The sequence below is a fragment of the Pseudomonas sp. PDM03 genome (assembly GCF_014852385.1).
GTDB classification, from domain to species: domain Bacteria; phylum Pseudomonadota; class Gammaproteobacteria; order Pseudomonadales; family Pseudomonadaceae; genus Aquipseudomonas; species Aquipseudomonas migulae.
The window spans coordinates 1-12098 of the sequence record NZ_JACVBM010000016.1; the positions used below are offsets into that span (position 1 = coordinate 1).

The window sequence follows — 12098 nt, forward strand, 5'->3', positions numbered from 1 at the left end:
AACTCAGCAGTGAAACGATGCATCGCCGATGGTAGTGTGGGGTTTCCCCATGTGAGAGTAGGTCATCGTCAAGATTAAATTCCGAAACCCCAATTGCGAAAGCAGTTGGGGTTTTGTTTTGCCCGCAAAAAAGTCCGTTCCGGACGAGCACAAATTTGCACAGTTATTTTCGACTCAGGACACTAGAATAGGTCCAACTTTTTCGGAGTCAGTGCCTTTATGCCAGATCCGGTTGACGCCCCCGGGCTGTCAGAATTACCGCTGGACGACTTGGTGGCGTGCCATGAGTGCGACTTGCTGATGCGCAAGCCCAAGCTCGCCCATGGCGAGAAAGCCCTGTGTCCACGCTGCGGTTACGAACTCTATGCCCATCGGCACAATGTTGTGCAACGTAGTCTCGCCTTGGTCATCTCCGCGCTGTTGTTGTACATCCCGGCGAACTTTTTACCCATCATGCAGCTCAATCTACTCGGGCAGTCGTCGCAAGATACTGTCTGGAGTGGCGTTGTCGGCCTGTTCGATACCGGAATGCAAGGCGTCTCAGTGATTGTGTTCCTGTGCAGCATGGGGATCCCGTTGCTCAAACTGCTTTGCCAACTGGCTGTGCTGCTGAGCATTCGTTTTGATATCGGCCGTAGTTACGGTTTGTTGCTCTATCGGATTTATCACCATCTACGCGATTGGGGGATGCTCGAGGTCTACCTCATGGGTGTGCTGGTGGCGATCGTCAAACTGGCAGATATGGCAGCAATCACCGTCGGTCTCGGCCTGGCATGCTTTATTAGTTTGTTGTTGGTCCAGGTCTGGCTGGAGGTCGTGATGTCGCCCCATCAGATCTGGCAGGCTTTATCAGGAGAGGATGCCCATGCGGGCGATTGATGCAGGCATTCTGATTTGCGCTGAATGCCATGAATTGAACAAGCAGGAAGCTGACACCGACGAGCAGGTCTGCACCCGCTGCGGTGCGCTGGTTCACGCCCGCCGCCCCAACAGCCTCGTTCGTACCTGGGCATTGCTGATCACGGCGGCGATTCTCTACATTCCGGCCAACGTACTGCCGATCATGACGGTCAGTTCCCTCGGTCAGGGCGATCCCAGCACCATCATGTCCGGTGTGATCCAACTGGTTCAACACGGCATGCTTCCCATCGCTGCCGTGGTTTTTATCGCCAGTATCGTGGTGCCCACGTTCAAATTAGTGGGCATCGCCTTGCTGCTGTTTTCGGTGCAGCGCCACCAGCCGCTTTCGGCTCGTCAACGGATCTGGATGTACCGCTTTATCGAGTTCATCGGTCGCTGGTCAATGCTCGATATCTTTGTGATTGCCATCCTGGTGGCGGTCGTGAATTTTGGACGGCTTGCCAGTGTCGAAGCCAATTTTGGCGCCATCGCTTTCGCCAGTGTGGTGATTCTGACGATGCTTGCCGCAGTAACTTTCGATCCCCGACTGATTTGGGATAACACGGAGTCGGACGACGACCATGACTGATTTGCCCACAGCGAAAACCCGACCGGCCTCGAACTGGTCAGCCATTTGGGTGTTGCCCCTGATCGCCCTGATCATCGGCGGCTGGCTCGGCTGGCGTGCCTACAACGAGACCGGCATCGAGATTCAGGTACGTTTTGAAAGCGGTGAAGGCATTCAGGCCAACAAGACCGAAGTGGTCTACAAAGGCATGTCGGTCGGCAAGGTGAAAACCCTCACGCTCGATGATGAAGGCGCCTCCAAAGGGGTGATCGCCACCGTTGAAATGAACAAGGACGTGGAGCAATACCTTCGGACCAGCACACGCTTCTGGCTCGTTAAACCGAGCGTGACCCTGGCGGGTATCACGGGCCTGGAAACCCTGGTCTCCGGTAACTACGTCGCGATCAGTCCTGGGGAAGGCGAGCCCACACGCAGGTTCAAGGCCCTGGCTGAAGAACCGCCGCTGTCGGATGCCCAGCCCGGGTTGCACCTGACCATCAAGGCTGACCGCCTCGGTTCGCTGAACCGTGGCAGCCCGGTGTTCTACAAGCAGATCAAAGTAGGACAGATCAAAAGTTACTTGCTGTCCGAAGACCAAAGCACAGTTGAGCTCAAAGTGTTCATCGAGCCCACTTACGCCAAGCTCGTACGCAAACACACACGTTTCTGGAATGCCAGCGGCATCAGCATCGACGCCAACCTGTCCGGTGTGAAAGTGCGCAGTGAGTCCCTGGCCAGCATCGTCGCCGGCGGTATCGCGTTTGCCACGCCGGAAAACCGCAGGGACAGCCCGCCCACCGATCCGAGCCTGCCGTTCCGTCTCTATGAAGACTTCGATGCGGCGGCGGCCGGTATACGGGTCAAGGTCAAGCTAAGCGATTTCGAAGGCCTGCAGGCCGGTCGTACACCGGTAATGTACAAAGGCATTCAGGTCGGCAATCTGAAAGCGTTGAAGATCGATCCCGATCTGTCCGCTGCTACCGCTGAACTGACCCTTGATCCTCTGGCCGAAGATTACCTGGTAGAAGGCACTCAATTCTGGGTGGTCAAACCGTCGATCTCCCTGGCCGGTATCACCGGGCTTGAAGCGCTGGTCAAAGGTAACTACATCGCCGTGCGTCCTGGCGATAAAGGCGCAGCACCACAACGTGAGTTCGTGGCACGGGCCAAGGCGCCGCCGCTGGATTTGCGTTCGCCGGGCCTGCACCTGGTGTTGTTCACCGAAAATCTAGGTTCGCTGGAAGTCGGCAGTCCGATTCTCTACAAGCAGGTCAAGGTCGGTTCGGTACAGAGCTATCAGTTCTCGCGCACCAAAAAACAATTGGTGATTGGCGTACACATCGAGAAGGAATACGAAGGGCTGGTTAACGCCTCGACTCGCTTCTGGAATGCCAGTGGCATTACGCTCACGGGTGGATTGACTGGCGGAATCCAGGTCAAAAGTGAATCGTTGCAAAGCCTGATGGCCGGCGGTATCGCCTTCGAAACCCCGCTGGCCAAAGCCCCGCTGCAAAAGAAAATCCCGCGTTTCCGTTTGTTCGCCAGCCATGACGAAGCCAACCAGAAAGGCGCCGTGATCACGATCAAGGTCGATCGCGCCGATGGCTTGCGCAGCGGCACTCCGGTTAGATTCAAAGGCCTGGATGTTGGCAAGATTGAAGACGTCGACCTCACGGATGACCTGCAATCAGTGATGCTCACCGCGCGGATCACCGAAGTGCCGGAGCGTATCGCTCGGGCCGGCAGTCAGTTCTGGGTGGTCAAGCCCGAGCTGGGTCTGCTCAAAACGTCGAACCTGGAAACCCTGGTGACCGGCCAATATATCGAAGTGCAGCCGGCCGCGAAAAACCTCGGGCCACAGAGTAACTTCGTAGCGCTGGCCAATCCTCCGGAAACCGCCAAACAGGAAGCCGGGTTAAGTCTGGTTCTCAGCGCCGCTCGCCGCGGTTCGTTGAAAACCGGCGTGCCAGTGACGTATCGCGAAGTCACCGTGGGCAAGGTGACAGGGTATGAACTGGGCCAGACGGCTGACCGTGTGTTGATACATATCCTGATCGAGCCGAAGTACGCGCCGTTGGTGCGCAGCGGCACGCGATTCTGGAACACCAGCGGTTTCGGTTTCGATTACGGTTTGTTCAAAGGCGCGACGGTTCGTACCGAATCGCTGGAGACGCTGATTCAGGGCGGCATCGCGTTCGCCACGCCGGATGGGGATCGCATGGGTAACCCGGCGCGACCGGAGCAGACGTTCCCGCTATTCGACAAGTTTGAAGATGAATGGCTGACCTGGGCGCCGAAGATATCGCTCGGTAAATAATCTGTTGTCGCCTGTGAGGACGCCTTCGCGGGCAAGTCGGATCGCCGCCCGCTCGCTCCTACAGATCAGCACCGAACCTGTAGGAGCGAGGCTTGCCCGCGAAGAGGTCCGGATAGCCAACACATAACCACCAGACAAAAAAAGGCCGCGATTGGATCGCGGCCTTTTTATTGCTTCGGATTTAACTCAGATCAGACCGCATCCAGCTCCGGTTCATCCGCTTCAACATTAACCACAGCCTTTACCTCATCGTGACGACGGATGTACTTCCAGTCCGCCTCATCGATGTAGATCCCGTTCGGCCCGCTACCCCCTTCCAGGTCAATCGCCACACTGGCGCAGACCTGCGGCTTCACACTCGCCAGAATCGGCACGAAGCCCAGTTGCAAGCTGGTTTCCAGCAACGCGGCCTGGTTTTTCTCGTCGATGTCCGCCGCCTCGTCGAGGTAGTACGGCAGGCGCACGCGACCGGCTTGGTCGCGGTCCATCAAGTGCAGCAACAAGTACATGTTGGTCAGCGCCTTGATGGTCATCGTCGTGCCGTTGGACGCGGCGCCGTCGATGTCGGTGTGGATCACCGGCTGACCGTTGACCTTGGTGATCTCGAACGCCAGTTCGAACAAGTCCTTGAGGCCAAGCTGGTTGTGATTCGCCGCTACCAGGCGCGCCAGGTATTCCTTGGCTTCTTCGTTCTTGTTGTCCTGATCGGCGCTTTGGCTCAGGTCGAACACGGAGAGGGTTTCGCCTTCTTCGTACTGACCGGCGCTGTGGATGATCTGGTCGATGTGCTTGAGCGCTTCCTTGTTCGGCGCAAGCACGATGCGGAAGCTCTGCAGGTTGGAGACCTGACGCTTGTTGATCTCGCGGTTGAACAGCGCCAGTTGATGCTCAAGGCTGTCGTAGTCGCTGCGGATGTTACGCAGGGTCCGGGCGATGTCGGTAACCGCGGCGCGGCGTGCCTTGCCGAGGGTCAGTGCTTCGTCGGTGCGGTGCGCATACGCGTTGATCAGCAGTTGCAGGCGACGCTCCATATCGTCTTCGCTGTCGAACTTGGCCACGCCCTTGAGGCGCACCTGAGCGTACAACGCGTCGATCTGGCCATCGCTGCGCAGCAAGCCCTGCCAGCTGTCCTGATAGTCGTTGAGCAGCGGCAACAGGTTGTCCATGGAATCGTCGATCGGGTCCATGAACGGCGTGCCGAACGGCAGGTCTGCCGGCAACAACTGACGGCGGCGCAGGGCGTCGTCGAGGGTGCGTTGCTTGGCTTCCATGTCGCCGATCTGCCGGCCGACCAGTTGCAGCTTGGCCGACAGTTGCTGGACACGTTCGGTGAAGGCGTCGCTGGAGCGCTTCAGTTCTTCCTGCGCCGCTTCCATCTGCGCCAGTTGCTCAAGCTTGTCGTCTTCCTCGGCGCTCAGGGTTTGCGCGCGACGGAAATCTTCCAGGGCTTTCTGCGCGTCCAGCACTTGCTGGTACAGCGCTTCGGTCTGGGTCTTGCTCGCTGCGCGGTCGGCGACCACGGCAGCCTGGGTTTTCAGTTGCTTGAGTTCTTTTTCCAGGCGGTCTTTCTGATCGCGCAACGCGGCGCGGTCCGCCAGGGCTTGCAGCGCTGGAGGCTCAATGTGCGAGATATCGATGGACAGACCCGGTACTTCGAAGCGCTCGCCTTTGAAGCCGTCGAGGATCAGCTCCATGGATTTGACCCACTGACCGTCCTCGTCCAGCGTGATGCCATGCTCGCCCAACGGCAGGCTGAACAGCGCGCTGTTGAACAGGCGCATCAGACGCTCGACATCCTGTTGTGAAAACTCTTCACGCAGGCGGGCGTAGCTGTTGTTGTCGGCGTGATCGAGTTGCTGTTTCACCGACTTCAGGCGTTTTTCCAGATCGCGCAGACGCTCTTCCAGGTCTTCGGCAGAGAACTGCCGCGACTGCGCCAGCGCACCGGCCAGTTCATCGTGCGCGTCCTTGGCCGCGAGCAATTGCTGCTCCAGGACTTTGACGTCAGTCACCAACGCGAAGCGATGCTTGAGCACCGACAACTCGCCGAGCCAGCGCTGGATACCGGTGATTTCCCGCTCCAGACGCATCAGCTCCTGCGTGCCGCCACGCTGATCGTTTTGCAGCGCGTCCTGTTCGTTGCGGTAGTGCTCGGCCTGAATCGTCAGCTCTTCCTTGCGCGCACTGGCGTAGTCCGACCAGGTGCCGAGCAACGAATCGAGCAGCGGCGAGATCCGGTGCAGCTTGCCGCGCAGAATATTGCGCTGAGCAACGCCTGCGGCCAGCGCTTCAACCAGCGGACCCGCGGTGACCAGCGAGTTGTAGTCCTGCTCCATGCGTCGTACATCGCGGAAGGCTTCTTCGCACGCAGCGATGTAATCGACGCTACCGGAACGCAGGCTGTGTTCGAAAGCATCGAGGAACAATTGCTTGAGCTTGGCCGCGGTGATTTCGCGCATGTGCAACAGGTTGATGAACAGCGCGCGGAAGGTCTTCAGGCTCTGTTCACTGGTGGAGCGCAGCGGAATCAGGGTCAGGTCCAGCGGAATCGAGGTGTGGCCGCCGACCAGCAAACGACGCAGTTCATCAGGCTTGAGTTCGTAGGCTTTCAGGCCTTCGCGCTCAAGGTTGGTGAACAGTTCTTTCTGACGCAGGCAGGTGTCGTTTTTCTGGTAGTGGGCCAGGTCGAGTTTGCCGGCGTAGGCAAAGAACTGGTGACCGAAACCACCGCCCGGGCCGCGACCGACCACGCCGATCACGTGCGGACCGTGGGGCAGCGAGACTTCCACCAGGATGTAACTGGTGTCCGAAGCGAAGTAGAAACGCCGGGATTGTTCCAGGCTGTACTTGCCGAAACTCATGTCCGACATGCGCGCCAGAATCGGGAACTGCAACGCGTTGATCGAGGCGGATTTACCGAGGTTGTTCGCGCCGTAGACCGACAACGGTTCTTCCAGCGGAAACAGGCCGAGGCTGTAACCGGCGGTGTTCAAAAGGGCAAAGCGGCGAATGCCGTAGCGTTCCTTGCTCATGCGTCGGTCTCCTGTTCTTCGGCAATGGCGCGGGCCAGGGCGTCTTCTTCGCTTTCTTCAGCGAAGTCACTGAGGTCCAGTGGATCATCGGTTTGCAGCAGTTTTTCGTCGCTGTCGTCGTCGATCAGTACCGGAACCGGCAGCGGCAGCACGCTGTGCAGGCTGGCAGCCAGGTCGCGGTCCTGCTGAACCGACAGGCACACATCGAGGAAACGGTGCATCGGCGGCAGGAAGCGGTAGACGCCGTTTTCTTCGCCGGCGAAACCGAGCTGCGTCATGCGGCGCATGATTTTTTCTTCGAGTTCTTCGACGGTCTGCACTTCGGCCTGGATGAACAGGTCGCGGTATTTTTCCAGCAACGACGGCAATTCATCGCGACCGAGGCTGCCACCGTCGAGCACGGCAATCGGGTCACGGCCCTGATCGGCCAGATGCTCGACGAGGATAAAGGTGAACAGCGCCAGACGCTGCGCGGTCTTGTTCACCGCCGCAGCGGCGAGGTCCGGCACAAAGTAGTAGAAACCGCGGGTGTCGCAGACCAGTTCAAAACCCAGTGCCTTGAACAGCGTGCGGTACTGGTCCTGGAAGTTCGACAGTTGCGCGTACAGCTCCGGATCGCGGCGGCTGACGTGGTAGCCCTTGAACAGCTCGCGAAAGATCGGCGCCAGCTGGGACAGTTCGGATAGATCAAGATGCATGTGGAGTGCTCGCAGAATTCTCGATGGCATCTGGGCCGGCCGAGAGCAGGGCGAAGGAGCGCAGGCTGACCTGGTGCTCGTGAGTGTGGTAATCGCGGCGTTCAAGACGCTCGCGTTTGAAGCGTTTTTCCCGCGACAGGCGCGAGAACCAGTACAGCAATTCGTCGGTGGCGCCGTTCGGTTCCTGTTCCAGCAGCCAGGTCATCAGGTCTGGCATCGGCAGCGCGTCTTCGCAGCGTTCAAGCATTTCGCGAACGGTACGTGGTGCGCGTGGCGCTTCGCCTTTCTGGGTCTTGTGGGCCTTGGGGAAACGCGCCGGTTTCGGCTCGAAACGGGCCAGCGCGTAGACGTAGGCTTCGACCTGACTGGCGCTGCCGAGGAAGGTGCTTTGCGGCCGGGTGAACATCGGCATCGCCGCTTGTGGCACCGCATCGATGCCTTTGCGACGGATGGCCGACAAGGCCAGCGCTGCGCCACGGGTCACGGCGTTGTGCCGACGGGCTTCTTCACGCAGCGGCAGCAGCAGTTCGCGAGCATGACGCAGCGTCAATTGAGCGCTGGTCTGCATTTCAAGGATGCGCGCGTGGGTGCGCAGCAGCATGTCGTCGTCGACCAGATGGCCGAGGCGTTGCTGCTCGGTGAGCATCTTCAACAGGACATTTTCGACCTTGCGCACGCCTTGTTCGAAGGCGCCGTCGGCGTTCACCAACTGAATCATCGGCTCGACGTATTCGTCCCAGGTCGCCAGTACTTCGGCGTAACGCTGACGCAGCGGAATCTGCCGGTCGCTGGTCTTGGCGCGTTCGGCGACGGCCACCAGGGCCTGTTCGTCGTTGGCGAGCTTCTTCAGTACATCGCGCACACGCATGTCGAGCAGGCGCAATTGGCGCGCCAGGTCGTGGCCGTCGCGGATGTCGAAGGCGTCCTGAATGTAACCGGCCAGGCGTTCGAGGTGGCGCAAATAGGCTTCGATTTCCAGGCACAGGCCCAGACGGTGCTCACGACGCAGGTAAGCGAGGAAGTCGTGGATCTGCGCGTTGAGCTCGAAACGGTTCGGGCTTTTCGCCACGGGAACCAGAATGTCGAGGCGGATCCACACGTCCAACAGGCTGGTGATGTCCTGCGGCGTACTGTCGAGTTGCTGGGCGGCCAGTTGCGTGCGCAGTTCGTTGAGGCTCAGTGTGCCTTGGTCGAAGTGCTCGCACAGTGGCTCCAGAAGTGCCCAGTGTTCAGCGAGGGCGCGCAAGACGCGCTTGGGTTCGATCATCGGAATGGCCGGCTGGTTGGCGATTAAAAGCCGCGATTGTACTGCATCGGGACCGATGCGATTCACTCTCGGGACGGGCTGTAGCTGTTTCTAAGGGAAAGAGTATCGATCAAGCGCGGGCGATCTTGAGCGAAGGGCGGTAGAATCAGCGCACTTTAGTTATCCACAAGTGGCCGACCTTTGCTAATCGAGTCCCGTCGCCGCGCTTATTTGACCGCCATGCAGGTGGTCAACTGGCTGCCGCGTACCGAATTGCCCTTTGCCGCGCCTTCGCGGCCCGAGCTGCTGGAAATGCCGGAGCCGTTGGTCGTCGCCCCGGTGGCGCCGGCGCCAGTGGCCGATGCACCTGCGGAACCCGTGGTGAAACCGGCCGAACGGGTAAAAATCGAGGTGCCGCGGCCATCGTTGGCCAGCACGCGCACCAACGCCAAGGTCGAAGAAGAGGAGGCACCGGTCGCGGTCAAGGCGCCGGTCGTGCCTCCGCCGCGTTTCGCCCTGCAATTGCTGCGCGCCGGTCGTTGCCTGCTGTTGGTGGAGTTACCCACAGGCGAAACCTTCCAGACCCGTGATCCCGCGTATCTGCTGCTCAAGGACATGTTGCGCGCCGCCGGTCTGCCGGACAGCCCGCAAATTGTCGGCGAACCGGTGCGCTGGCCATTGTTGGTTCGCGGCACCATGGATCAAGGCCCGGAAGCGGCTCGTGACTTCGTACAAGGTTTTCTCTCGGCCCGGCTGGAAGACGCACCGTGCGTCTGCGTGTGGCTGATCGGCCTGCCGGCGGTGCGTTTTGCCGGCGAGGCCAACGCCGAATCCTTCAATCGTGAACTTCAGGTCGAAGGCCTGGGCGCGGTCTGGGCCCTGCCGGGTCTGGAATTATTAATGGAAGAGCCACAGCGTAAGGCTGATGTCTGGCAAGCCATGCGTCGGCTGATGGCGCGCTGGAAAGAATCGAATGAGTGACGCTGTATCGTTTCGCCCGATGACCGAGGCGGACCTGGACGCTGTCCTGAAAATTGAATTCGCGGCGTACAGCCATCCCTGGACCCGCGGGATTTTTCTCGATGGGCTGGGCAAGTACCAGATCTGGCTGATGTTCGAAGGTTCGCAGCAGGTCGGACACGGCGTGGTGCAGATCATTCTGGATGAAGCACACCTGCTGAACATCACCGTCAAACCGGAAAATCAGGGCCGTGGCCTGGGTTTGACGCTGCTGGAGCACCTGATGTCGATTGCCTACAAGGCTGAGGCGCGGGAATGTTTTCTGGAAGTGCGCGACAGCAATCGCTCGGCGTTCCGGTTGTATGAGCGGTACGGGTTCAACGAGATTGGTCGGCGTCGGGATTATTATCCGGCGGTGGGTGGGCGCGAAGATGCCGTGGTCATGGCCTGCACTTTGGTTGACTGAGCCTTAAAAGCTTCGCGGGCAAGTCGGATCGCCGCCCGCTCGCTCCTACAGGGAATTGCATTGCAAACGTAGGAGCGAGCGGGCGGCGATCCGACTTGCCCGCGAAGGCGTCCCCATTGACACCCACGATCACCGATTCCCATCCAGCGGATCCAGTCGCGCCAGTTCCTCTTCATCCAGCCCATTACCCCCGCCGATGTCATCTTCATCGACGATGCTCAAATCCCAATCGGCCCGGCGATCTTCACCCGCCTCATGCGCATCCCGCGCACCGTCTTCACGGATCAACGTTTCCGGGCTCATGTCATCATCGGTGGATTCATGATCAGCGGTCGAGGCGCCGGTCATGCCGGCTTCACGCACTCGCGCGCGCGGTATCAGTCGCTCGCGTTCCGTTTGCGTCAGTTCGTCGCCGATTTTCGCGCTGGGTTCTTCCTCCTCGAAATCCAGCTCATGCAGCGAACCCATGCGGTCTTCGTTGTCGTCGATGGACTCGGGTTGCGCCGCATCGTACGGACGTCGTGAATCATTCATGGTAATTCCTCATACTGTGAGCGTTACTACGGTAGACCCACTGGGCGGCCCGGAATTCCGCCGGCAGGGAACACCGGTAATATGCCTCATCGGCAATCTGCATCTTGCGCGTGACCCCGACGGACGGTTGTCTGTCAAAGCAGCGCATCATTCTCGAGGCTTCATTGCATGAACGACTTACAAGATCTGATTGATAACAACGAGCGCTGGGCTGACGCGATCACCAAAGAAGATCCTGATTTCTTCGCCAAACTGGCGCGTCAGCAAACGCCGGAATTCCTCTGGATCGGCTGCTCCGACGCCCGCGTACCGGCGAACGAGATTGTCGGCATGCTGCCCGGTGACCTGTTCGTCCACCGCAACGTGGCCAACGTGGTGCTGCACACTGACCTCAACTGCCTGTCGGTGATTCAGTACGCGGTGGACGTGCTCAAGGTCAAACACATCCTCGTTACCGGCCACTATGGCTGCGGCGGCGTGCGTGCTTCGATGCAGGACCGCCAGTTCGGCTTGATCGATGGCTGGCTGCGGTCGATTCGTGACCTTTACTACGAAAAGCGCGAAGAACTCTCCAAACTGCCAACCGAAGAAGAGCGGGTCGACCGCCTCTGCGAGCTCAACGTGATCCAGCAAGTGGCCAACGTCGGGCATACCAGCATTGTGCAAAACGCCTGGCACCGCGGGCAGAAACTGTCGATTCACGGCTGCATCTATGGCATCAAGGACGGTCGGTGGAAGAGCCTGAATGCCACTATCAGTGGTTTCGAGCAGTTGCCGCCGCAGTACCGCCTGCGTCCATTCGAGCCGCTGTAAAAGCCCCCGGCGTCATCGGCGCCAATTCTGGAAGAACAACTGGCCATCGGCATTCGGCGATTCGTCGTAGCCGGTGATCCAGCCACGGCAGCAAGGACAACCACAGCGGCAGGCAAACTGCCGCTGCAGCCTGTCTTCCGTCGTGGCGAAATCCATCGTCAGCCGATCCCCTTTTTTGATGTCTTTGAGTGCCCATAACCACAGCTCACTCATGTCAGGATAGACCTTGGGATCGCAGGAGTGTCTGAGCAGGCCCAGAAAGCGCGGGTCATAGACATGAATGCCCGGTGCCATTTGCCGAGTGTGTCGGCAGCGATAAGGCAGCAAATGCCCGGAAATTCGGCAGATTCGGCTGAGCCGCGGGAATTCGCGCAAAGCGGCGACAGCGATCGGCGCTCCCTGAATATTGTTGATGATTTGAAAGTCTTCCGTGGTAGGGAATCCAAGCCGAGGAGGCAATTCCATAAACGGATAGATGCCATTGAATGGCTGTGAGGTGATTCCTTGCTCAGAATGGGGTTTCATCGCAATCCTTGTCGGCGGGGCGCTGCGACCTCCGTCAGC

11 protein-coding genes are annotated in these 12098 nt (G+C 59.3%); 6 read left to right on the top strand and 5 right to left on the bottom strand.

Annotated features, from left to right (window positions below; translation table 11 throughout):
- The first annotated feature begins 219 nt into the window (after window positions 1-219).
- Genes IB254_RS20560 through IB254_RS20570 form a run of 3 tightly spaced genes read left to right on the top strand, consistent with a single transcriptional unit; the run spans window position 220 to window position 3785 of the window.
- Window positions 220-879, top strand: coding sequence for a paraquat-inducible protein A (locus IB254_RS20560; RefSeq protein WP_192419125.1), 660 nt, complete (start codon window positions 220-222; stop codon window positions 877-879).
- Window positions 866-1489: a paraquat-inducible protein A gene (locus tag IB254_RS20565; protein WP_192419126.1), complete on the top strand. Its 624-nt coding sequence runs from the start codon at window positions 866-868 to the stop codon at window positions 1487-1489. Before IB254_RS20560 ends, IB254_RS20565 begins: the two co-directional genes overlap by 14 nt.
- Entirely contained in the window at window positions 1482-3785 is a 2304-nt protein-coding gene (locus tag IB254_RS20570) for an intermembrane transport protein PqiB (protein WP_192419128.1), read from the top strand. Before IB254_RS20565 ends, IB254_RS20570 begins: the two co-directional genes overlap by 8 nt.
- A gap of 191 nt (window positions 3786-3976) precedes the next feature.
- On the opposite strand, the gene mksF is transcribed toward IB254_RS20570, so the two are convergent.
- The 3 genes from mksF to mksB are packed head-to-tail and all read right to left on the bottom strand — an operon-like array spanning window position 3977 to window position 8782.
- Complete coding sequence (gene mksF, locus IB254_RS20575; protein WP_008037179.1) at window positions 3977-6817, bottom strand: Mks condensin complex protein MksF; 2841 nt, start codon at window positions 6815-6817, stop codon at window positions 3977-3979.
- Window positions 6814-7515 carry an Mks condensin complex protein MksE gene (mksE, locus tag IB254_RS20580; RefSeq protein ID WP_008025812.1) on the bottom strand — a complete coding sequence of 234 codons (702 nt, stop codon included), beginning with the start codon at window positions 7513-7515 and terminating at the stop codon, window positions 6814-6816. Before mksE ends, mksF begins: the two co-directional genes overlap by 4 nt.
- Entirely contained in the window at window positions 7505-8782 is a 1278-nt protein-coding gene (gene mksB / locus IB254_RS20585) for an Mks condensin complex protein MksB (RefSeq protein WP_192419130.1), read from the bottom strand. Before mksB ends, mksE begins: the two co-directional genes overlap by 11 nt.
- A 219-nt stretch (window positions 8783-9001) precedes the next feature.
- Here mksB and IB254_RS20590 point away from each other — a divergent pair, with 219 nt between their 5' ends.
- Window positions 9002-9742, top strand: coding sequence for an energy transducer TonB (locus IB254_RS20590; RefSeq protein ID WP_192419295.1), 741 nt, complete (start codon window positions 9002-9004; stop codon window positions 9740-9742).
- Window positions 9735-10187, top strand: a complete 453-nt coding sequence (gene rimI, locus IB254_RS20595; protein WP_008025817.1) for a ribosomal protein S18-alanine N-acetyltransferase — start codon at window positions 9735-9737, stop codon at window positions 10185-10187. The genes IB254_RS20590 and rimI overlap by 8 nt, the downstream gene beginning before the upstream one ends.
- Before the next feature lie 129 nt (window positions 10188-10316).
- Here the strand turns inward: rimI and IB254_RS20600 are convergent, their stop codons facing one another.
- Window positions 10317-10721: a serine kinase/phosphatase gene (locus IB254_RS20600; protein WP_192419132.1), complete on the bottom strand. Its 405-nt coding sequence runs from the start codon at window positions 10719-10721 to the stop codon at window positions 10317-10319.
- A gap of 168 nt (window positions 10722-10889) precedes the next feature.
- Between IB254_RS20600 and can the strand changes: the two genes are divergently transcribed.
- On the top strand, window positions 10890-11534 hold the full coding sequence (gene can, locus IB254_RS20605) for a carbonate dehydratase (protein ID WP_008025819.1): 645 nt from the start codon (window positions 10890-10892) through the stop codon (window positions 11532-11534).
- A gap of 12 nt (window positions 11535-11546) precedes the next feature.
- Here the strand turns inward: can and IB254_RS20610 are convergent, their stop codons facing one another.
- Entirely contained in the window at window positions 11547-12059 is a 513-nt protein-coding gene (locus tag IB254_RS20610; RefSeq protein ID WP_192419134.1) for a lysine methyltransferase, read from the bottom strand.
- Window positions 12060-12098: the final 39 nt, after the last annotated feature.

Coding starts and splice junctions, on each gene's coding strand:
- IB254_RS20560 (WP_192419125.1), top strand. CDS start 220: ATGCCAGATCCGGTTGACGCCCCCGGGCTGTCAGAATTACCGCTGGAC.
- IB254_RS20565 (WP_192419126.1), top strand. CDS start 866: ATGCGGGCGATTGATGCAGGCATTCTGATTTGCGCTGAATGCCATGAA.
- IB254_RS20570 (WP_192419128.1), top strand. CDS start 1,482: ATGACTGATTTGCCCACAGCGAAAACCCGACCGGCCTCGAACTGGTCA.
- mksF (WP_008037179.1), bottom strand. CDS start 6,817: ATGAGCAAGGAACGCTACGGCATTCGCCGCTTTGCCCTTTTGAACACC.
- mksE (WP_008025812.1), bottom strand. CDS start 7,515: ATGCATCTTGATCTATCCGAACTGTCCCAGCTGGCGCCGATCTTTCGC.
- mksB (WP_192419130.1), bottom strand. CDS start 8,782: ATGATCGAACCCAAGCGCGTCTTGCGCGCCCTCGCTGAACACTGGGCA.
- IB254_RS20590 (WP_192419295.1), top strand. CDS start 9,002: ATGCAGGTGGTCAACTGGCTGCCGCGTACCGAATTGCCCTTTGCCGCG.
- rimI (WP_008025817.1), top strand. CDS start 9,735: ATGAGTGACGCTGTATCGTTTCGCCCGATGACCGAGGCGGACCTGGAC.
- IB254_RS20600 (WP_192419132.1), bottom strand. CDS start 10,721: ATGAATGATTCACGACGTCCGTACGATGCGGCGCAACCCGAGTCCATC.
- can (WP_008025819.1), top strand. CDS start 10,890: ATGAACGACTTACAAGATCTGATTGATAACAACGAGCGCTGGGCTGAC.
- IB254_RS20610 (WP_192419134.1), bottom strand. CDS start 12,059: ATGAAACCCCATTCTGAGCAAGGAATCACCTCACAGCCATTCAATGGC.